The organism is Candidatus Pantoea bituminis (assembly GCF_018842675.1).
GTDB classification, from domain to species: Bacteria; Pseudomonadota; Gammaproteobacteria; order Enterobacterales; family Enterobacteriaceae; genus Pantoea; species Pantoea phytostimulans.
Map to the genome: position 1 here is coordinate 198,042 of NZ_JAGTWO010000005.1, position 22,132 is coordinate 220,173.

Consider the following 22,132-nt stretch of genomic DNA (forward strand, 5'->3'; position numbering starts at 1 on the left):
TACTGAGAACATTGATTGATGTCTAATTTCTTTATTAACCGGCCGATATTTGCCTGGGTGCTGGCAATTATCGTCATGCTGGCCGGGGCGATTTCGATCCTCAAGCTACCGATTGAACAATATCCTGATGTTGCGCCAACGGCGGTGCAGATCCGTGCCACTTATCCTGGCGCAGATGCTACCACGCTGCAAAACAGCGTGACGCAGGTGATTGAGCAAAACATGAGCGGGCTGGATGGCTTGATGTATATGTCCTCCACCAGCGATTCATCCGGGACGTTGCAATTGACGCTCTCTTTTGAAAATGGCACCGATGCAGATATTGCCCAGGTTCAGGTTCAGAACAAATTACAGCTCGCTACGCCGCTGTTGCCGCAGGAAGTACAGCAACAAGGGATAACGGTGCGTAAATCATCCAGTGTGTTCTTCCTTGTGCCGGGATTTGTCGATGAAAGCGGCCGCATGAGCATGGAAGATATTGCTGACTACGTCGCGGCTAATTTAAAGGATCCGCTCAGTCGTATTAACGGCGTAGGTGATACCACGCTGTTCGGTTCGCAATATGCGATGCGCATCTGGCTCGATCCCAACAAGCTGAACAACTTCCAGCTGACGCCGGTTGATGTCATTAACATGATCGAGACACAAAACGCGCAGGTTGCAGCTGGCCAGTTAGGCGGCGCGCCACCCGTAAAAGGCCAGCAGCTTAATGCCTCGATCATTGCGCAGACGCGTCTGACATCACCGGAAGAGTTCGGCAATATTTTGTTGAAAGTGAACAGCGATGGTTCGCAGGTGCGTTTGCATGATGTGGCGCGTATTGAACGTGGCGGTGAAAACTACCAGTTTGTGGTTAAAATCAACGGCAAGCCCGCGTCTGCATTGGGAATACAGCTGGCCAGCGGTGCTAATGCGCTGGATACTGCTAATGCGATACGCGCCAAAATTGAAGAGCTGAAACCCTTCTTCCCGCAAGGTTTGAAAGTGGTTTATCCCTACGACACCACGCCATTTATTAGCATTTCCATTCATGAAGTGGTGAAAACCCTGATTGAAGCCATTGTGCTGGTGTTTTTGGTGATGTACCTGTTTTTACAAAACTTCCGCGCCACGCTGATTCCTACCATTGCGGTGCCGGTGGTGTTGCTGGGCACTTTCGCCATCCTTAACGCCTTTGGCTATTCGATTAACACCTTAACCATGTTCGGCATGGTGCTGGCTATCGGCTTGCTGGTGGACGATGCCATTGTGGTGGTTGAGAACGTCGAACGCGTCATGGCCGAGGATGGGTTAAAACCCAAGGCGGCCACGCGTAAATCGATGGGACAAATTCAGGGTGCACTGGTGGGCATTGCCATGGTGCTTTCCGCCGTATTTGTGCCGATGGCTTTCTTTGGCGGCAGCACCGGCGTGATTTATCGCCAGTTCTCCATCACCATCGTTTCTGCCATGGTTTTATCGGTGCTGGTTGCCCTGATCCTGACGCCAGCGCTGTGCGTCACCCTATTGAAACCGATCAAAGCGGGAACACATGGGCAGCATGGCGGCTTCTTCGGTTGGTTTAACCACACGTTCGATCAAAGTGCACATCATTACACCCATTCTGTCGCCCGGATGTTGCAGGGAACAGGTCGATACTTACTGATTTATGGCGTGTTAGTGGTGGGTATGGCGATGTTGTTTATGCGTTTACCTACTTCGTTTTTACCTTCTGAAGACCAAGGTGTGTTGGCGACTCAGGCCATTTTGCCTGCTGGCGCGACGCAGGAGCGAACTCAGGCGGTGCTGGATCAAGTCAATGATTACTACCTCAACAATGAAAAGAACAATGTCGAAAATGTGTTAACTGTGAACGGTTTTGGCTTTGCTGGTCGTGGGCAAAACGTCGGTATTGCCTTTATCGGCTTAAAAGATTGGGCCGATCGTCCCGGCGATGAAAACAAAGTGGATGGCATTGTGAGCCGTGCGGCACAAGCATTCAGCAAAATCATTGATGGTCAGGTGGTTGCGTTTAATCTGCCGCCTATTATCGCGTTGGGTAACGCCACCGGCTTTGATTTCGAATTGATCGATCAGGCGGGATTGGGTCATGCAAAACTCACTGAAGCGCGTAATAAGTTGCTGGAGCTGGCGCGTCAGCATCCTGACCTCTTGACCGCGGTTCGCCCAAACGGTATGGAAGACAACCCGCAGTATAAGATCGACATTGATCAGGAAAAAGCCGCTGCGCTGGGCGTTTCGCTTTCCGACATCAACACGACATTGAGCAGCGCATGGGGCGGCAGCTACGTTAACGACTTTGTCGATAATGGACGCGTGAAAAAGTCTATGTCATGAGCGACGCGCCTTATCGCATGATGCCAAAAGATCTCAACGACTGGTATGTGCGTGCCAGCAACGGCAAGATGGTCCCGTTTGCCAGCTTCTCGACGGCAAATTGGGTCTACGGCTCACCGCGCCTGGAACGCTTTAACGGCTTGCCTGCTGTGGAAATTCTCGGCCAACCTGCGCCAGGCAAAAGTTCTGGTGAAGCGATGGCGCTGATGGAACAGCTGGCGCAACAACTGCCAACCGGCATCGGTTACGACTGGACCGGGATGTCGTATCAGGAAAGGATGAGCGGTGAGCAAGCGCCCGCACTCTACGCGCTGTCGTTGATCGTGGTTTTCCTTTGTCTTGCTGCGCTTTATGAAAGTTGGTCGATACCTTTCTCGGTGATGCTGGTGGTGCCATTGGGCGTTTTGGGTGCTTTAGTCGCCACGCTACTGCGCGGCTTAAGCAACGACGTTTACTTCGTGGTTGGCTTGCTGACAACCATTGGGCTTTCCGCCAAGAATGCCATTCTGATTGTGGAATTTGCTAAAGATCAGATGGAGAAAGAGGGAAAAGCGATTATTGAAGCCACGCTGGATGCGGTGCGGATGCGTTTACGCCCCATTCTGATGACCTCGCTGGCCTTTATTCTTGGGGTGCTGCCGCTGACCTTGAGTTCAGGTGCAGGATCGGGTGCGCAAAATGCGGTGGGCACCGGCGTAATTGGCGGCATGGTAGCCGCTACGCTGCTGGCGATCTATTTCGTGCCGGTATTCTTTGTGGTCGTACGTAATCGCTTCGGCAGCAATCGGCATGACGACGAAGATGATGAATAAGCGCTGAGTTTTGCGTAATCAAAGCCGGCCATGATTATGGCTGGCTTATTTTTCGGCTTGATGTTTAGTATCCGCGTTAAAAAGCAGGCGTTCCCACAGGGATTATTCTGCTTAACTCTTCTGAGGCTTCTGTAAAACGCTCTCAACTCTCCTTTCATTCTCAATACGCTTAGAAAATTAATGAAAAGGAGTCATAGATGCATTCTCGTTTTCTCATCTAATCTTCATAAAACGATTTTGCTAGAGTTAACGTCATCGCCACATTTCCCGCTTTAAGGAGAAACAGATGAAAATTATTGCCAACGGATCCCAACCATCACGCAAAGGCCCTGAAGACTATTTTACCGGCACCGTGCGCATTGATTCGCCTTTTCAGGCTACCGAACCCGCACGTGTCGGCGGCGCTACCGTGACTTTCGAGCCGGGTGCGCGCACTGCATGGCATACACATCCACTTGGACAAACGTTGATTGTGATCCATGGCCAAGGCTGGATTCAATGTGAAGGCGAAGAGATTCGCGTCATGAATCAGGGCGATATTGTCTGGATTCCAGAAGATGTTAAGCACTGGCACGGTGCGACGCCGGAAACAGCAATGACGCACATTGCCATCGCTGAGTCAGTAAACGGCAGCCCGGTTGACTGGATGGAAAAAGTCAGCGACGAGCAATACCGTAAATAAGCGGCTGTTGTTAGACAGCAATAAAAAAGCCTGTGTAATGCAGGCTTTTTAGTTAGCGTGTACTTACTTTCATCAAATCTTTGCCCCCTTCGCTCATTCACATCTTCACGTGATCAATGAGTGCGCGAAGTTTGGCTGCCAGATTCTTTCTGCTGGAAAAATAAAGATAAAAACCAGCAAAGGTGGGTAACCAGGCATCCAGTAACGTTACCAACTCGCCCCGATCGATATAAGACCTGAACGTCTCTTCCATACCAAACGTGATACCGCCGCCCGCGCAGGCGGTGCGAATCATGACGCCCATATCATTGGTGGTGAGCTGCGGATTTACCGCCACGTCAAATTCACGCCCGTTCTCAGCAAATTCCCAGCGATAAGGCGATAATCCCGGCCCTTTACGCCAACCAATACAGCGATGTTGAATCAATTCATTAGGATGTTGTGGCGTGCCATAGCGCGCCAGATAACAGGGTGCCGCGACAGTAACCTGCCGTTGCCGGGAAGAAACCGGCACGGCGATCATATCCTGCGCAATGATTTCCCCAGCCGCACGCCAGCGTCATAGCCTTGCGCCACAATGTCGAATTCGTCGTCAGTGACAGTGATATCCAGTTCAACCTGCGGATAACGTTCAATAAACGATGCCAGTAATTCTCCGCCTATTATCCGCTCAGCAATGGAAGAGATCGCCAGACGCAGCTGTCCACGCGGTTCACCCGCCAGCTCGGTAATGTCAGAAACGGCGCGATTCAGTTGCAGCATGGCGGGTGCAACGTCGGCATAGAGTCGTTCGCCCGCTTCTGTGAGGCTAATACTGCGCGTTGTACGTCGCATCAATGAGACGTTTAGCCGATCTTCCAGTCGACGTAATGCCTGACTGATTGCCGGGCGTGTTACGCCAAGCCGCTCAGCAGCAACGCGGAAATTGCGCGTTTCGGCTACCGTAACAAACACATCCAGCGCATTTTTATCTAGCTGCATTGGTTAGTTCCTGTTACCAGTCTATGAAGGAATAGGTGGCTTATCTTTATAGCTGAGAGCCTTTACGATCACTAGCGATATCTAAACAGGAGATGAATGATGAACAAAGTGATCTTAATAACCGGTGCATCAAGTGGAATTGGTGCAGGCATTGCCCGCGAACTGGCTGCTGCAGGCGCAACGCTCTTATTGGGCGCGCGTCGTGTAGATCGTCTGCAAACATTGGCCGAAGAACTGCGCTTTAATGGCGCAGACGTTGCCGTTCAGTCGCTTGACGTCACGCAACGTGAATCTGTACAACAATTTGCTCAAGTCGCGCTGGAAAAATGGGGACGCATTGATGTGATGATCAATAACGCAGGCATCATGCCGTTGTCGCCGATGGCATCACTTCACGTCGACGAGTGGGACCAGATGATCGATGTGAACATTAAAGGTGTGCTGCACGGAATCGCTGCGGTATTGCCGACAATGCTGACGCACCAACGCGGGCATATCGTTAATATTGCCTCCATTGGTGCATTAGCGGTGTCGCCCACGGCGGCCGTCTATTGTGCGACAAAGTTTGCAGTGCGCGCCCTCTCCGATGGATTACGCCAGGAAAACAGCCAGCTACGTGTGACCTGCGTTCATCCAGGCGTGGTAGAAAGTGAATTGGCGAATACCATCACCGACCCGTCAGCCGCCGATGTGATGAAAAGCTACCGCGCAATAGCACTGCAGCCCGATGCGATTGGTCGTGCGGTGCGTTACGCGATTGAACAACCGGATGATGTTGATGTGAATGAGATTGTCGTTCGCCCTACTCGCGCGCCACACTAATCCACGTCCCGATGTTGCGGCATCGGGGCGTGGCTCTCTTCCTGACGCCTGCAAAAATACACCAAGATTTTACCCGCATTATTCGGCGTTACAGAACATCGCCAGTTTATTTCCGGCGGGATCGCGCAAATAGGCAACATAGAAATTGCTGCTATAGCGCTCACGAATGCCCGGATCACCCTCATCCGTTCCGCCTGCCATTAAACCCGCTGCATAGATCTCATCAACTAACTGACGCGTTTTAACACGAAACCCGGGCATCATGCCGTTGCCGGGTTCTGCCTTGCCGCCATTATAGGGTTTGCTGATAAACACCGCGCCGGGACCATTGTGTCGATCCGGTATATCGGGCAGCGAAAAGATGAGCTGCTCACCATCGACTTCTTTTTCATAACCCAGTGGCAGTAAAACAGCGGCGTAAAATTGCCCGGAAAGTTCAACATCATTGGCACCGATAAAAAGATAGCTAAGCATTGTGGCTCCTGTTTTTCACCGTTTAGAAAATCATTTTTACGCAATAAACCATCAAGGTTAAAAAAATTGTGTCGATAATTAAAATCCTGGTCCAACGTTCGTCGAGTTGCCATTTTGGATCGCTATAAAATTAACCCAATAATTACTAACAGGTTTTAACGCTACGCTTTCTTTAAAATTTGCTTTTATCCTGCGGGTATTGCGTAGGCAGGCTTTAAACGAAACGGAATAAAGATGACCCTGGCTTAAAAAGAGTAAACCGCCGGATGGAAAATGCGTCAGACACGTTCTAAAGTGCACCTGCTTATTCATGCCAGCTAAAAATAGAGATCTCGAGAACGACTATGCTGTCGACACTTATCTACAGAAGCCATCTGTCTGCAGGCGTATCGTTGGGTGCGTTAGCGCACACCATAGAAAAGTCCAGAATCAACAATGAGAAGATCCACGTTACCGGCATTTTGCTGTTTGACGGCGCGCATTTTTTTCAGGTTTTGGAAGGGCCTGATGCGAGTGTAAGCGCTGTTTATGAACGTATCTGCCATGACAAGCGGCACAACAATTTGGTTGAGTTGATGCGCGACTACGCACCCGCCCGGCGTTTTGGCCACCACGGCATGGAGCTTTTTGACCTGCGCCATTATGAAAAAAGCGGGTACTGCAAGCCGTGCTGGCTAAAGGAACGTCCCGCTTTAATTTGACTTATGATGACAGAGTGCTGAAATTCATTCGCACTTTTGTTGAAGATGATAATAAAAAACCCTTTATAAATACGGCTGGTCTAGAAAGCTGGGATCTTATTCAGCTTCCGTTCACGCCACACAGAGAATATGACAATTTCCAGCCGGGTCAGAACTGTCAGTTTGCCTTACAACCCATTGTTGATGTCGCTAATAAAAAAGTTATCTCTTTCGAAGCGCTTATTCGCAGTCCAGATGGCGGTTCACCGGCTGAGTATTTTTCTACACTGTCTAAAGATGCGCTTTATAAAGCTGATCTCGACTCAAAACGCTTTGCTTTTGCGCTGGCAAATAAAATGGGCATGGTTGATCAGACAATTTCAGTGAATCTCTTACCGATGTCTTTAGTGACAACAAAAAATGCGGTAGATATTTTACTCAGCGAGATCAAGGCCAGCGGACTGGTTCCTGAGCAAGTCGTAGTAGAGGTGACGGAGGATGAGGTCATCTCTCGTTTTGACGAATTTGATTTTGCTATCAAACAATTACGATCGGCTGGCATTGGCTTAGCCATTGATGACTTCGGCGCGGGTTTTGCCGGCCTTTCATTGCTGGCGAAATTTCAACCTGAAAAAGTTAAGATCGATCGCAATATTATCTGTGATGTTCATAAAAGCGGGCCGAAACAAGCGATTGTTCAGGCAATAATAACCTGCTGTACGTTACTGGAAATTACGGTTATTGCGGAAGGTATTGAGAAATTAGAAGAGTGGTTATGGCTTGAAGCAGCGGGTATTCGTTATTACCAAGGTTTTTTATTTGCTCGCCCACAGCTTAATGGCGTTTCGCCGGTGAACTGGCCGATAATCAAAGATGAATAAACAGCCTGTTTACCCTGCCATGTGATAAGTGGACACGCACATCAAGCAAAAGGTGTTAAACGCCAAACTTTCAACATTGTATAGTTGTCGGCGTTTATAACCGGAGAAAAAAATGAATCCCGTTTTTGATATTTTTACCAGCCATAAAAGTGAACGCAGCTTCACCGAACAATCCATTGATGAAGCTGCACTGGACCGTATCGTCGCATCTGCCTATCGTGCGCCAACTTCCGTCAATTCACAGCAGGTTTCACTGGTTATCTCTCGCAAGGCGGAATCCCGTGAAAAAATCGCCGCTATCGCAGGCGGTCAACCCTGGATTGCCAAGGCGCCGGTCTTTATTACTTTTGTGTTGGATATGCACAAGTCTGGCCAGGCGATGGCCGCCATCGATAAACAGCAAATTGCTCAGCAAAGTATCGAAAGCATCGTTTCAGGCGCCACTGATGTCGGCATCGCGTTAGGGGCGGTTATGGCAGCGGCTCGCGCGGAAGGATTAGGCATTGTGCCCATCGGCGGCATTCGCCGTGATCCAGAAGCGATGATCGATCTGCTTAAACTCCCGGCTCATACTTTCCCGGTGGTGGGTGTCGTGATTGGGCATGTTGATGTTCCAGCGCATCAGAAACCGCGCCTGCCTGTTGCCACTTTCCGTCATGAAGAAACGTACCAATCTGCTGATTTAGAACAGCACATCTCAGACTACAATCAGGAAATGGTTGCACACTGGCAGAACATTGGACGCAACGACGGCGAAAGCTGGAGCGAAAGCGTCAGCGGTTACTACCAGAACATTTACTTCCCGAAAGTCTTATCCGCGCTGCTGAAACAAGGTTTTGGCAACGATAAATAATCGTCACTTTTCCCACTACGCGACTTTGTCGTGGTGGGAATTGCCCTTCCCCTCTCGTTTCCTGCCTCTTTCAACGTCATAACACGAATTTGCATCACGCCACCCCTTTATCAGCTGAGCGACATTGTTGTATTAATGGCATTCAGGATTGCGCTTTACTGCCGACTCAGCCATTAAGGGATCATAAATAATGAAAATTGTTATTCCACTCTATCAAGGCGTCACGCAACTCGACTTTACCGGACCTCATCAATTTTTTAGCCGTCTACCCGAGACAGAAGTCATTGCTGCCTCGCTGGGAGGCGAGCCGATTAAGGCTGATAACCTGGTGTTCAGTGAACTGCAGGATCTGAGCCAGATTGAATCCTGCGATTTACTGTGTGTACCCGGCGGCGGCGGCTGTTTGCTGGCAATAGCGAACAGCGACTATATGTCGCATATACAGCGTCTCGCTCAACAGGCTCGCTATATTACCTCGGTCTGCACCGGCGCATTGATTCTCGGCGCGGCGGGTTTGCTGAAAAATAAGCGGGCTGCCACCCATTGGGCCTGGCGTGAAAAGTTAGCCTGTTTTGGTGCAATTCCTGATGATGCGCGGGTGGTTAAGGATGGCAATGTTATTACTGGCGGCGGCGTAACAGCGGGAATTGATTTTGCGCTGGTGGTTATCGCTGAGATTTATGGTGAGGAGATGGCACAACGTATTCAGTTGGGTCTGGAATATGCGCCAGCACCGCCCTTTAATGCGGGACGACCAGAAACAGCGCCTGCTGAAGTTGCGGCTTCTATGCAACAACGGATGACAGAATCGAACCTTGAGCGCTGTTCCGATCCCCGACTACCTGCAGCGCTGCGCGATCGCTTATTAGGCCGCTAAGCGAAAGGGTTAAGGCGCTGCCGCTGTGGAGCCCCCGGCTAAAGCGTTGTTATCCTTAAGAACAGCGCTTTTCATCGCGACAAATTGATGACCATGTCAGTGCATTTTAAGTGGGCTTGCGCCAGCCTGGAATAATAATGGCCTTCCTGCACAGCAACGAATCCGTGCTGCTCATAAAAAGAGACCGCATTGGGGGTGGATGAAAGAGTGAGATGCGATATTTGACGCTTCCTCGCCTCAACTTTGATCGCATTGATGATCAGGCTAGCCAGACCTTTGCCGGCGTAGTGCGGAAGCGTGAATATTGCCTCAACGCTATTGCTCGCAAGGTCAAGAAAACCCGTAGCCACAGGTGAACCTTCGACGCCATCTATCACAAAAAACGGATTGGCTGAAATCACCGATCTGAAGCTGGCAGGCATAGCGTCTGGCGTCCAGGCCGTTACAATGGCAGCGTCATAAACTTCTGCGCAGCCACGGCGAATGGCCAGATTTCTAATCTTCCAGAGAATTTCTGCTTCATTAGGTGATGCCCGCCTCACTTTCACAGCACTCTCCTTTCAAGATGTTTACGCATGAATTCTGTTGGCTCAGTAAACCATTAAAGCGAATCAAAATGCCACCGCAGAGAAAGAGCCGCTGGATTACCGCCTCTTTCTCCAACATTCACTCAACCTGTTTCTGACTTCTATAATCAATCTCAGCAAATAGATGAGGACGTCTCAATGATCAAAGTATGCGCGACATGCGGTACATCTTATGAAGAGCAAGCAGTGAAAATAGAACACTGCAAAATATGTGATGATGAGCGTCAGTATGTGCCCGCTACCGGACAAAAATGGGTACCGTTATCAGCCCTACAAGAGAGTCATTCGAATAAATGGCAGTCACATGCAGAGAATTTATTGAGTATTAAAACTGTGCCCAATTTCGCTATTAATCAGCGAGCTTTTTTACTGAGGGCACCAGAGGGAAATGTGTTGTGGGATTGCATCGCGAACCTTGATCAGGCCACTAAAACGCTGGTGGATTCGCTGGGCGGAATCAGCGCCATTGCCATTTCCCATCCTCATTACTACACCACCATGCAAGAGTGGGCAGAGGCGTTTAACGCCCCCATCTACCTCCACGCCAGTGACAGTGAATGGATCATGCGTAACAGTGCTTTCATACGCCTTTGGCAAGGCAATGAACTGGAACTGATGCCCTCTGTAAAACTCCTGCGTCTGGGAGGACACTTTGCCGGCGGCTGCGTGCTTCACTGGAACAGCGGCGATGGTATTCTGCTTGCGGGCGACATTGTTCAGGTCACGCCCGGCGCAGATGCCGTCTCGTTTATGTGGAGCTACCCCAATATGCTTCCGCTGCCCGCAGCAGTGGTGAGTGAAATGACACGCCGCCTTTCTGGCATCCACTTCAACCAACTTTATGGAGCATTTGAAGGGCAAGACATTCACGACAGTGCACACGATATTGTGCTGCGCTCAGGTGAAAAATATATTGCCTGTCTTCAGTAACCTGCCTTTAAGATAGCGTTAACGCAGCACGTAAATATCTGGCATAAGGAAAATGCATGCACCTTGATGACATCAGCTCAAACAGATTGCTCTATCGCCGCCTTACTCTTGATGACTGGCCGTTCTTTTTAGCGCTGAATCAGGACAGGTCGGTGATGAAATATATTTCAGACCCGCGCAGTGAAGATGAGATTAGAGAACATGCTTTTGATTGCCGAATAGCGGAGTGGCAAAAAGGGTGTGATCATTGGCTTTGCCTGTTGATGCATGAAAAAACGTCAGGTTTGCCCGTTGGCGCAACAGGTTTTATTGATCGTGGTGAAGGCATTGCTGAAGTCGGTTTTGTCCTTTCCGCCGCGTTTCAGGGAAAAGGCTATGGCATTGAATCTCTACAGGCCCTGATTGAATTTTCTTTTAAGCAGCATGATTTCAGAAAGCTGGTTGCCACCGTAACGGCAGGCAATGAAACATCAAAAAGAACCTTAATAAAGGCAGGATTTCTCCAAGAAGGCACTTTGCGGCGCAACTATTATCTTGACGGAGAGTGGCAGGATGACTGGATATTTGGGCTGCTAAGGGAAGAGTATTTGGCTGAACACGAAAAGTAATCTGAAGCGTTTATATTATTGATTTATATTCATTTATTGCATATGCATTAACCATCACCTCACTGTTTTGAAGAAAAACAGTGAGGGAGACGCTGAATAATGTAGAACGGAATAAACGATAGCATTCACGGAATATATAAAATTTCATTTGCAGAAACAAAAAGTAATAACACAATGAAAATAACTCGCTGTATAAAAATGCGATCGCTTTGCAGTGTTTAAATTAATTTCGCGCTACGCTTGCAGGCTTTTAAAGCTTGTCTATTATTAAGTCTGTACGACGCGCATGACCGAGTTAATATGGTTATGCAATATAAACTCTTGAGGAGAACATAATATGACTCAGCACAGAGGCGGATCAGGTAACTTTGCAGACGACCGTGAAAAAGCAAGCTCAGCCGGTAAGAAAGGCGGACAGCATAGCGGCGGCAATTTTAAAAATGACCGTGAAAAAGCGTCCGACGCAGGGAAGAAAGGCGGGCAAACCAGCCGCCGCAGTTAATAAGCCATGAATCATCTCGCTTATTATTAGAGGCAAAGGATTGCCTCACTCTTTGCTTGTTTTACTGAATAGATGTCTCTTTTAGTTAATAGATAAATACTTCCGCTAACTGATTGAATAATCATAACTACTTCCACAATCAATGTCGCCGCCTCTCACGATAGCACAGCGCCTGACCTGTCTATGATTGATTTATTATTGAAAGAAATTCACGCATTCTGATCATCTGCAATTACCTCCCGTTACACAACGATCTTAAATATTTCTCTATTAAAAACGGCTCTTCTGGTCTGTGAATCTCTCTTCCCTGCACCCTACGCCTCCGGCAGAAAATATTTCCCTCTCCTTTATTTCCGATTAATTTTAGCAGCACTCAATAAAGATGGTTTAAAGAGCAGTTACACCCTGTCATGGCGAAGTTATATTTATCGATCACACTTTGGCGGCAACCAGAGTTCTGAGGCAGGAAAACCGGACAGCTACATTTCGTTATTAATTAAAAAAGATATGCTCCGTGTTGATATTAACCCAATCAATGGAAGCTGAGCGTGGGTGAAGCCTTTTTGGCAAACAGTGATTAATTTTGAGGTACTGAACGTGGATTACTCTGGATGGAACAAATTCGAGCTGACAAGCGCTCCTGATCTACGTTGAGTCATTCAACAAAAAAGGCTTTCTGAAATAGTCAGAAAGCCTTTTTATCAGTACAACATCAATACAACTTTTTGCCGGCCGTTTGCAACGTTATTGCGATAGCGCTGGAAGCAATGATCATCAGAGAAACACCCAATACAATCATGGCATTGAAGCCAAACGACTTGAATAAAAGCAGCCCGACAATACAACCTGACAAAAACGAAAATATCGTCGTCAAATGCGTGTGCAATTGCTTCTGATAAAAACGACGATTGCTGGCATCTTCTCGCGAAATAAATGAAGTCAAATAGGAACCAAAAGCAATCCCGGCATCGGTTAAGGTTCCGGTAACGTGCGTTGAACGTACACGGCCATTTGAAAGTTGGGTTGAGGTTGAGTTGTGCACCCCCATCAAGAACCCCAATAGCACCAGTACTTCGCCGTTATAACTCGGCGAGTAGAATACGGTTTCAAAAACCGAGGCAGCAGTTAATGCCATTCCTTCAAAAAGAATAATCAGGCAATAAATGGTCCGCATTTTTCGCTGCTGCCCGGCAAACACAGCGAAGCGTGCCGTTGTACAACCAATGACAAATGCAGTTATCAGTACCGCTAAAAAAAGCAGGCTATGAAGATCTGAAGTAGAGACCTCAGACGAAATTTGTGAAGCGTTCCCCGTCATGTGTGAAGGAAAAAAACCAAAGGCACCGAGCGCCATTGCATTTAATATTCCCGCCGTCGTCGCCAGCACCAAAGCCAGATAGCGATCTTCAGTGTGCGATCTTACGCGCTTCTTTTTTATTAGCACATTATTCCCCGATAAGATTTTTGCGATGAAAAGGAAACAACTAATGTGTTGTAAGCATAATAAAGAATACAACCTAATGCGCAATGTGCTTGCTATTACAGAATACTCTTACTATTTAACTCTTTGATTTAGTGGTTATTTTAAATTTCATTCAGCTTACTTGTAGAAGTGTAAATATTCTACGCCCTTTTCTCATCCACGTGCGTTTATGTGTAGAAAGTTATTTAAGTAGCGGCTAAGTTTAGAAACTAAATAAAGTGTCAAATAACAGCTTCCCACTTAGCCATTAATTCACCATCAACTCTCTGAGTCGTGCAAGAAGCCACTGAAGGGCAGGAACGTTGTCGCGCCGTTTGTGCCATAGCAAAGAAAGCGGAATATCTGGGTTTTTTACCGGGACGTCACTGCACATTAAACCGAAGGGTATCCCTTCCGCCGCTAATCCATCAGGAACGGTGGCTAAGGCAGGCATCTGTGTGAGATTTAACGGTAGCGCAGAAAAGTGTGATGAGACATAACGCACCCGCCGCTATAAGCCTTTCAGCGCCAGTTGTTGATCAATGGCGCTGTGGCTTGCGCCACGATACGAAACCAACAGGTGTTCATGGTCAGTAAAGGCTTGCAGTGAAAGAGGCGCTGTAGGCGCCCTTAAATTTTTCTGTACGCGACTTACCGGCTAATCCACGATAAACAGCCTGGCACCAACAGACGTAGATGAACGGTGCGCCTCAGCATTATCAGCAACCTGATAACTGGTTCCTGGCGTCAATACAAACGTGCGGCCATCTTCCAGTTCAGTGTGCAGTTCGCCCTCAAAGCAAAAAGAATATGACCTTTTACACACCAGTGATCGGCCAGATAACCCGGCGAATACTCCACGATGCGCACGCGAATATCATTAAAACGTTGGGTTCGCCATAAGGCGCTGCCCTTTTCACCCGGATGCACCTCAGCTTCAATTTCATCCCAGTTTGTCATGCCAAACGGCAGGTTCTCAATTTTCATCCGTGTTCCTTATTTGGTTAGCTGCACCTGCTTACCGATTTTTGAACGGCGTGCATGAACGTTCATCCGTTCAGCACCTCAGACTACACGAGTTATTAAGAAAAAGGTTCTGAATCGACTTTACAGAAAAGCCCCTTAAATTCTCCCTAACCAAGGTGCGCGTTAAGCAGCAGTTTGAAATCGATATCACCAGCTGGAGAAGGGTCAGACTTATAATGTGCCAGCAATATGCACCTTCTAAATCTCTTTTTTTGCATTCTAAAAAGCGAGCAACTGCCCGGCAAATGAGGGTGACAGCAGGCTTACTTGCAATAAATAATGAACACAGCCCACGTCAATCTGACGTTTACTAACCTGGCCTTGGTATCTTTATTGCTCTTCAGCAGGCTCCTGTAACCCGCCTAACTTAATCAGCAGGCGTTTCAAGTCAGCAATATCCTGCACGTCCAGCCCTGCGGTCATCAACTTCTCGGCATTTTTTGCCTGCTCGATCATCCGCTCCATCATCATTTTGCCCTCTTCAGTCATTGTAACCAGCTTCCGACGACGATTAGCAGGATCAATCACCACGCTCAATAGCCCGCCTTTAGACATGCGTTCAATCACATATGTCCCGGTCGCTTTACCGAAACCGGCGCGGTGTCCCAACGTCTGCTGATCGCAGGTTGTCTCTTCTGCCAGCACAACCAGGATAGCGTACTGCAAGGCTGACAAGCCGGTATCGACGCTTTGGTTCCAGCACGTCGAAGAGTGTTGCCCCGCGCGACGCACCAGATGCATTAATGAGGTATCGCCGTGTGGCCACCGCGGAGCAGCGAGGATTAAGTCAGGATTATTAGGCATTGACTAACGTGACTCCAGAAGCAGTAAATTACAGTTCGAACTGATACAGTTTTTACCGAAACTATAGGGTGGAGCGTGTTTCCAAAATAATGCGCATGGATAAGCATCTCAGGCGCTGCAAGTGGCGTTCAGGTTCGCTTCGCGCTGAAACATGTGGATGTTCAAATGCATCTGATCATCTCAAAATGGGCACACGCAACGATTTATAGGGAAACACCCTAAAGTGTACAAGACGTTGCCGCCCTCGCCTCTAAGAATGCCTGCGGCGGCACGCATGTAAATTCCATATGTGATCCAGGCAGCATTGCCTGCGTCGATAAGCGCAGCGCGATACGTGAGCCGTTTCAAAACGTGCGGGATATCGTATGTGGGGGCGATCCCAACCGCAAAACAGTTGCTCGCGCTGCACCGGCTCATCAAGAGCTGAAGCGGTTACAAACGGATGAGTAAGCAATGAAATGCCCGCCCGGATAGGATGGCTTTTGGCCGCTGAGATCAAAGCCTGAATCACCGCATCCTGCGCATGAACACGCGTGGTATCAAAAAGTGGCACGCTGGCGTCGGTTGCATCCACCAACAAGATGATTTCATTACATCGCAGGATGATTGCTTATGCGCCCTGCTCCACCAGCTGTTGCATGATCTGGCGATGTCGGCTGCGCGATCCAGGTTCAATCACGCCCAGGAACAGTTCCTGATAAATTACCTCATGCAGCAAAGTGCGGTCAGCGGCACTAGCACAATGAAATGCGCGCCGGTTCTTATTCTGGCGGCAGCGCAGCCAGGATCCTTTTGGCGCCTTTTTCATCCAGCGGGTAATCATAAAATCGTTGATAGAAAGTTTGTGTGGCTTGAACAAGATTGAGGCCAGAAAAGAGCTCAGGATGCAGTATCTTCGCTGCCCACTGAATTTGCAGCGCCGCTTCGGTGCCATAACGATCCCACGGAAAAACACCGGCTGGATTTTGCAAGACCTGATGCTGTTTCACGGCTTTTAAACTCGCAAACAGCGATGCGTAGTCGGACTTCGCCCAATTTCCTGCGCCCTGACCAATGATGATCACATCAGGATCCCATTGAATGACCTCCTCTGGCGACACCTCTTTCATGTTTCCTTTAATCTGCTCTGCGACATTTTGTCCACCCGCGAGTGTTATCCAGGTGTCGATCAACGTATCACGTCCATCCACTTTTAACGGATGTAAGGATTGGATATGCAGCACGCGCGGGCGTTGATGAGCATTAAGCCCCGCCGTCTTTTTACTAATGAACGCAATTTGCTGGTCCAGATAACGATTGTAATCTTGCGCACGCTGCATAGCTTGCTGAGTACCCACCACTTCAGCAGTGGTCAGTAAAGAACGCTTCATGCTCGCAAAATCATCGAAATTCATCATCAGCGTGGCAATGCCAGCCTGCCGATACGCGTCCGCCTGGGGATCATTAGCAGGAACAAAAATCGCATCAACTTGACGGGCTATCAGCGCTTCGCTAGAGAAATCTTTGCCATGCACCTGAAGAGCCTGGTTGAGCGAAGGTTGAACAGTAAACATCCAGGGACGATCGTTGGGATGATTCACGGTCGCGACAATGCGATCGCCTGCACCTAATGTCATTAACAGTGAATGATGCGCATACCAGGCATCGGCGATCCGTTGGGCCGGTTTCACTACTTCAACTTTATTTCCAGCATCATCGCTCAATGTTTTACTCAAAACGTTAGTGCTTACTAACGTCATGGATAGCGTGAGGCCAAGTGTTAACAACGTCTTGTGAAACATAATTTTCCTGTCAAAAATCCAACTGCATTGAAACCTGCATCATGCGCGGTTCTCCAAGCTGGGCACTTGCGTAACCTGCTCCGCTATAACCGTTTAAACCGCCCGGGACAATATTGGTCCAGTAATGCCGATTGGTCAGGTTGGTGATGTCAAAACGGAAAGTGGTGGCCGTATTAAAGAGTTGAGTGTGGTAGGCCGCGCCTGCATCGAGCGTGGTGTAACTGCCCACCCAACTCTCATTCGCGTTATCTGTAGCGCGTCGCCCTACATAGTGAATGCCGCCATGAATATCTGAACCCACAAGCACCGGCAGATCCCACGCCGCAAACACGTTTGCGGCATACCTTGGCAGCCCGACAATCTGCTTGTTTTGCGTCGCCTCGCTGGCAGTACTGAGCAAACGAGGATCCAGCCAGGTCATGCCGCCATAAAGATGAACATTCTGCGTCACATCGCCATCGGCCATGAGCTCAATGCCGCGGTTGCGCTGTTCACCCGCCTGAGCGTAATTACCGTCTTGCCCGGTATAAGCAAAAGGCCGTTTGATTTGGAATACCGCCGCCGTTAACAGCACGTCACCCAGCGCCAATTTGCTGCCTGCTTCGATTTGCTTGCTGCGATAAGGCGCAAGAATGTTACCGGCATTGTTGGCACCACTTGGTGCGGTATCGCCCTGCTGCAGGCTATCTGCATAAGAAACATACAAGGTGAGCGGATCGACAGGTTTAAACATCACACTGGCGGAACCGCTGAATCCGTTATCAGATGACTCGCTGGTGCGAGCACCCGTTTTAGCGTAGTTAGCAGAACTCAACAGGCTTTCACTTCCCGCCAGCAACAGGCTCCATTGAGGATTAAAAGCGAGGTTATCACTGAGCAAAAAGCATGCTGCGTTGCAGTCGCAGAGTGATAGCGCTGAGTAAAGTCGGGATAATCCGGTTCGCCAAAGGTGGCAGGATTAGCCAGTGAAGCACTTCCCAACGTCTGCGTTGCGCCATTCAGGGGATTCATATTCTTCCAGACGAATCCCCGTAATCCTGTTGAGATTTGATGGTGCAGCCAGCCGGTATCAACTTCGCCATTAAGGTTAGCCATATAGCTATTAATGGTGAAACGACTGGCGGTCGCCGACGAAGTTGTGGTGGTGTAATGACCTGCGTTATCGGTAAAGGTGTTTGTTACCCCAGTAGATTCGCGATCGGCGATTTGACGTAATACGCCAATTTCGCCCTGCCAGTTACCATCAAAATCATGCTTCAGATGTGCGCTGGCAGTCAGCGTATGATTATTATCGCCAGCATAGTATTGCCCAAGACCGGCGCGCTTTGGATCCGGCGCAGCAGGAAACGAAAGTCCGTTACCCAAAGCAAATTTTCCCGGTAAGCCTTTGTCATAAAAATGGTAATAGCTGAAGTTAGTTTCTAAGACGGTTTGATCGGAAAGATTAGCGTCAACAGCCAGGCTAAAAAGCTGACGCCGCTTTTTGCTTCCGCTTACATAGCCGTTGCCTTCATCATCCAGCATATTAAGGCGATACCGCAGACGATCGTTATCATCCAACGGTCCGCTAAAATCCCCTGAAAGCAGCCGACTGGTGCCGGTTCCTGCGCCAACAGTGACCGAATGTTGCGGTAAATGTGTGCCGCGTTTCGCAACAAAATTAAATAATCCCGCAGGATTTGACGGGCCATAAAGCGATCCGGCCAACCCATTCAACACTTCAAGATGATCAAATTGCTCTGCGGCGTAATCAGTGGTGGAAACCACATTCAGCCCATCGATCATACTATTTTGCACCACACTTCCCTGCATACCCCGTGTTTGCGGTCGTGCGCCGTCACCCTGAACGGATGGCATATAGCGATAGAGATCGCTGACACTTTTGAGCTGTTGTTGCTTCATTAATGCAGGTGCCACGGTTTGAACCGACCAAGGCGTATTACGTACCTCTTGTTGACCAAGATTGCCTAATGTCGCCTTTTTATTGATCGGGGAATGCGTGTTGTCTGCGGCGGCGCTCACAACAAGCGTCTCATCGGGAGCGGATTGTTCGGCGTGCGCATGATGCAGAGCGGTGAATATTGTCAGGCTGAGCGTGCTCAAAGTATAAAAAGTTAGCGGTTTCATTATGTATTTATGCAAATGGTGATAAAAAAGAGCGATCAAGTAATTACGGTAAGTAACTAATTTCGTTATTAAATTTATTATATAACGCTAAAAGGGTTTCATGCACCGCTATATTTAAAAATACATAACGAATAATGCGCCTTAGTGAGCGCGCTATACATTCAAATGAGGCATGGCAGGAGAGATGACGTTACTTATGCAGTTCAGCCACTGTCATAAAAAATGTTACCGGCTGCTGGTTCGCACTTGAATAGGCGTGGGGTTGGTCTGTTTTTGCAACAGCAGAACATCCATGCTGAATGTTCAGCACATCATCACCTAAATCAAGCTGTAAAATGCCCGCTTTAACGTGCAGCAATTCGAGCGTGCCAGGTGGATGACCGGCTGAACTAAACCGTTCGCCGGGGAACATTTCCCAGCGCCACAACTCAATCATATCGGGCCCGCTTGTGCCTGCCAGCAACTGCGCGGAGCCACCTTTTTCACCAGACCATAAGGTTGGAATATCTTCTTTCTCAATTAAATAGGCATTGGGCGCATGCGTTACATTGACCAGATCTGCCACTGATAAACCCAAGGCAGCCGCAACTTTGCAGAGAATCGCGATACTGGGATTTGCCGCGCCTTTTTCTATTTCAACTAACATACCTTTGCTGACGCCTGCACGGCGCGACAGCTCATCCAGCGAAAGTTTTTGGCCTTTACGAAAGTTCTTGATGCTGAGGGAGACAGCCTGATTAACGCTGTTCATATCCGAACCCGCATCGGTCGTTATATTGACTTTTCTGGTCATTGGTCACTACTATGAGATAAATTAGTCACTGAGAGATTATCCAATGTTTAGCGTTTCCCCGTCAATCGACCCGGCTATTTCTGAGATCGCACCCGGTTTTAGGGCGCTTAGTGTGGTGGTGCAAGCGGCCCCACTCATCCATCCCGAGGTGGCGGAAAAAGCGCTGCGGCAGGCTTGTCTTGCAGCCAATAACGATGATTTCCTTGGGCAGACGCCCACCTTTCCGCCTGGGCAGACGCGTTTAAACGGTTTGGTGCAAAACCCAAGCGCACACCTTGCTCTGCCGAAGCGCTACGTAAACGCGTATCACGCGATGGGAATCTGCCTGCTCTCGATCCGGTTGTGGATCTCTACAACGCGATCAGCATTAAATACGCGCTACCGGTCGGCGGCGAAAATTTCACTGCTTATACGAGCCAACCGCGCTTAAAGGTAGCTGATGGAACAGAACGTTTTGATACCGTAAAGGAAGGAGAGATCATATTTGAATCTCCTGAAGCGGGTGAAGTTATCTGGTGTGATGATAAAGGCGTAACGTGTCGCCGTTGGAACTGGCGTCAGGGTGTAAGAACCCGGCTTGATGCACATGCGCAGCAGATGTGGTTTATTTTAGAAAGTTTGCCTGCTATGCCGCTTGAAGCCCTGCATCGCGCAGGCGATGAATTGATCCATGGACTGGAACAGATGATGCCCGGCGTGCAGATCAATAAACAGTTGATTGGATTCGATATCGTCTAATCAGGAGCAACCTATGTTTACCGGTATGAGCGCGTTTCCTCTCACGCCTCTCAATGAATCAAAGATTGATGAGCACGCTTACCTTAAAATAATTACGCGTTTAGTCGATGCAAAAGTTGATTCTATTTGCGTGCAAGGATCAACGGGAAGTTATGCCTATCTTACGCTGAAAGAGCGAGCACATTTGCTCAGGCTTGCCGTTGAGGAGGCTAACGGGATACCGGTAATGACCAGCATTGGCGCGTTGCGCACGCGCGACGTTTTAATCGCTGCAGAAAATGCGCAAAAAATGGGGGCTTCTGCGCTGCTTTTAGCACCTGTTTCTTACCAAAAACTCACGCTGGATGAAGTCTTTTCCCTGTACGAAACGGTTGCAGGAGAGATTTCAGTGCCGTTGTGTATTTATGAAAGTCCCGGCACCACCCATTTTGATTTCAGCCCTCTCTCTTGCTCAATCTTGCACGGCTTCCCAATGTGGCTTCCATTAAATTATTGGGCGGTTATCCCGAGAGTGAAAATTACCTCAATCGCATTACGAATTTAAAAAACGCGTTACCCGCGCATGTTTCTCTCGGCATCAGCGGTGATGTTTTTGCCGCCCCAAGCCTCAGCGCAGGCTGCCAGATCTGGTATTCGGTTATTGGCGGGCTTTTTCCACGCGTTGCGATGAAAATTGCCCATTTGGCGATAACAGGTAAGGGTGATGAAGCCGCGCAGCAAAGTGCGAAACTTGCGCCACTTTGGGCGCTGTTTCGCCAATACGGCAGTTTACGCGTTGTGGCTTCCGCTGCGGCTATGTTGGGTCTTGCCGAAAACGGCTGCTTACCTTTACCACTCAAAACACTGCATGGCGATGTCTGTAAGGAAATCAGCGATGTGATTGAAAGTGTGCAGTTGTCTTAATTAAATGACGACCTAACGTAACGAAAAAGGCTTATCCAACAGAGTTGCTTGTGGCAGGATATGCCCTCTTTTTGAAGCATCCGGCTCCTTTCCAAGTGGATGCGCGTTAGAGAGTGCAGTTATACATGGTCGTCTCAAAATTAAAAATTATCGTTCCCGCTTTGCTGATTATTGCGCTTATTGGCTGGTGGTTCATGCCGCATTACAGCGCAGAAGATAAAGCCTATTACGTCTCTGTTTTTTGCGGGATTAATCATGAGGATGAAACAGTGTTCCTCAGCGATATGTCTGGCGTGATTGAAGGCAGTAATTCAGATTACGCACTGCAAAAAATCCATTTTAATGCTGATTTAGGCAAAAAAGTGGTGAAAACCTGGCAGACCTTATCTCCGCAAGACCAAGCCAGCGCGGCACAGGACAACATCACCTGCCAGCGTCTGCTCAATGAGTAATTCGCCCCTGAGAAACGGGC

At 48.7% G+C, this 22,132-nt stretch carries 14 protein-coding genes and 7 pseudogenes; 12 read left to right on the forward strand and 9 right to left on the reverse strand.

Translation table 11 applies throughout. The features are described 5' to 3' along the window. Window positions 1–18 precede the first annotated feature (18 nt). Both KQP84_RS23435 and KQP84_RS23440 read left to right on the forward strand, forming a co-directional pair. Window positions 19–3,149, forward strand: a pseudogene (locus tag KQP84_RS23435) (efflux RND transporter permease subunit). A 286-nt stretch (window positions 3,150–3,435) separates the two neighbouring features. Beyond that, window positions 3,436–3,831, forward strand: a complete 396-nt coding sequence (locus KQP84_RS23440; protein ID WP_215848501.1) for a (R)-mandelonitrile lyase — start codon at window positions 3,436–3,438, stop codon at window positions 3,829–3,831. A 97-nt stretch (window positions 3,832–3,928) separates the two neighbouring features. Here KQP84_RS23440 and KQP84_RS23445 read toward each other — a convergent pair. After that, window positions 3,929–4,812, reverse strand: a pseudogene (locus KQP84_RS23445) (LysR family transcriptional regulator). Window positions 4,813–4,908: 96 nt separating this feature from the next. On the opposite strand from KQP84_RS23445, the gene KQP84_RS23450 reads away from it, so the two are divergent. After that, window positions 4,909–5,634, forward strand: a complete 726-nt coding sequence (locus KQP84_RS23450) for an SDR family oxidoreductase (protein WP_215848502.1) — start codon at window positions 4,909–4,911, stop codon at window positions 5,632–5,634. A gap of 78 nt (window positions 5,635–5,712) precedes the next feature. Here KQP84_RS23450 and KQP84_RS23455 read toward each other — a convergent pair whose 3' ends face one another. Further along, window positions 5,713–6,108 carry a VOC family protein gene (locus KQP84_RS23455; protein WP_215848503.1) on the reverse strand — a complete coding sequence of 132 codons (396 nt, stop codon included), beginning with the start codon at window positions 6,106–6,108 and terminating at the stop codon, window positions 5,713–5,715. Between the two features lie 344 nt (window positions 6,109–6,452). Here KQP84_RS23455 and KQP84_RS23460 point away from each other — a divergent pair. The 3 genes and pseudogenes from KQP84_RS23460 (at window position 6,453) to KQP84_RS23470 (ending at window position 9,399) form a co-directional block, all read left to right on the forward strand. Then, window positions 6,453–7,669, forward strand: a pseudogene (locus KQP84_RS23460) (diguanylate phosphodiesterase). A gap of 112 nt (window positions 7,670–7,781) precedes the next feature. Continuing rightward, window positions 7,782–8,522 (forward strand): nitroreductase family protein, encoded by a 741-nt coding sequence (locus tag KQP84_RS23465; RefSeq protein ID WP_215848504.1) that lies wholly within the window; start codon window positions 7,782–7,784, stop codon window positions 8,520–8,522. A 190-nt stretch (window positions 8,523–8,712) separates the two neighbouring features. Further along, window positions 8,713–9,399: a DJ-1/PfpI family protein gene (locus tag KQP84_RS23470; RefSeq protein ID WP_215848505.1), complete on the forward strand. Its 687-nt coding sequence runs from the start codon at window positions 8,713–8,715 to the stop codon at window positions 9,397–9,399. A 71-nt stretch (window positions 9,400–9,470) separates the two neighbouring features. On the opposite strand, the gene KQP84_RS23475 is transcribed toward KQP84_RS23470, so the two are convergent. After that, complete coding sequence (locus KQP84_RS23475; protein ID WP_215848506.1) at window positions 9,471–9,947, reverse strand: GNAT family N-acetyltransferase; 477 nt, start codon at window positions 9,945–9,947, stop codon at window positions 9,471–9,473. 177 nt (window positions 9,948–10,124) lie between these two features. Here KQP84_RS23475 and KQP84_RS23480 point away from each other — a divergent pair, with 177 nt between their 5' ends. The 3 genes from KQP84_RS23480 to KQP84_RS23490 all read left to right on the forward strand — a co-directional run bounded on the left by KQP84_RS23480 (window position 10,125) and on the right by KQP84_RS23490 (window position 12,026). Next, a complete protein-coding gene (locus tag KQP84_RS23480; protein ID WP_215848507.1) occupies window positions 10,125–10,916 on the forward strand; it encodes an MBL fold metallo-hydrolase in 792 nt (263 codons plus the stop codon). 56 nt (window positions 10,917–10,972) lie between these two features. Further along, window positions 10,973–11,524, forward strand: coding sequence for a GNAT family N-acetyltransferase (locus KQP84_RS23485; RefSeq protein ID WP_215848508.1), 552 nt, complete (start codon window positions 10,973–10,975; stop codon window positions 11,522–11,524). A gap of 337 nt (window positions 11,525–11,861) precedes the next feature. Continuing rightward, a complete protein-coding gene (locus KQP84_RS23490) occupies window positions 11,862–12,026 on the forward strand; it encodes a con-10 family general stress protein (RefSeq protein WP_215848509.1) in 165 nt (54 codons plus the stop codon). A 712-nt stretch (window positions 12,027–12,738) separates the two neighbouring features. Here the strand turns inward: KQP84_RS23490 and KQP84_RS23495 are convergent. From KQP84_RS23495 to KQP84_RS23520, 6 genes and pseudogenes are all read right to left on the reverse strand, one after another. Continuing rightward, window positions 12,739–13,470, reverse strand: a complete 732-nt coding sequence (locus KQP84_RS23495) for a YoaK family protein (protein WP_215848707.1) — start codon at window positions 13,468–13,470, stop codon at window positions 12,739–12,741. 676 nt (window positions 13,471–14,146) lie between these two features. After that, window positions 14,147–14,475: pseudogene (locus KQP84_RS23500) on the reverse strand (DHCW motif cupin fold protein). Between the two features lie 369 nt (window positions 14,476–14,844). Next, the gene (locus tag KQP84_RS23505; protein ID WP_215848510.1) at window positions 14,845–15,318 is read right to left on the reverse strand and encodes a MarR family winged helix-turn-helix transcriptional regulator; all 474 of its coding nucleotides are present in this window, start codon (window positions 15,316–15,318) and stop codon (window positions 14,845–14,847) included. A gap of 761 nt (window positions 15,319–16,079) precedes the next feature. Further along, window positions 16,080–17,099 (reverse strand): ABC transporter substrate-binding protein, encoded by a 1,020-nt coding sequence (locus KQP84_RS23510; RefSeq protein WP_215848511.1) that lies wholly within the window; start codon window positions 17,097–17,099, stop codon window positions 16,080–16,082. A 10-nt stretch (window positions 17,100–17,109) separates the two neighbouring features. Further along, a pseudogene (locus tag KQP84_RS23515) lies at window positions 17,110–19,226 on the reverse strand (TonB-dependent receptor). Between the two features lie 190 nt (window positions 19,227–19,416). After that, window positions 19,417–20,019 carry a helix-turn-helix domain-containing protein gene (locus KQP84_RS23520; RefSeq protein ID WP_215848512.1) on the reverse strand — a complete coding sequence of 201 codons (603 nt, stop codon included), beginning with the start codon at window positions 20,017–20,019 and terminating at the stop codon, window positions 19,417–19,419. A gap of 43 nt (window positions 20,020–20,062) precedes the next feature. On the opposite strand from KQP84_RS23520, the pseudogene KQP84_RS23525 reads away from it, so the two are divergent. From KQP84_RS23525 to KQP84_RS23535, 3 genes and pseudogenes are all read left to right on the forward strand, one after another. Further along, window positions 20,063–20,757: pseudogene (locus KQP84_RS23525) on the forward strand (B3/B4 domain-containing protein). Window positions 20,758–20,770: 13 nt separating this feature from the next. Beyond that, a pseudogene (locus KQP84_RS26345) lies at window positions 20,771–21,660 on the forward strand (dihydrodipicolinate synthase family protein). A 125-nt stretch (window positions 21,661–21,785) separates the two neighbouring features. Continuing rightward, complete coding sequence (locus tag KQP84_RS23535; RefSeq protein WP_215848513.1) at window positions 21,786–22,112, forward strand: hypothetical protein; 327 nt, start codon at window positions 21,786–21,788, stop codon at window positions 22,110–22,112. Window positions 22,113–22,132: the final 20 nt, after the last annotated feature.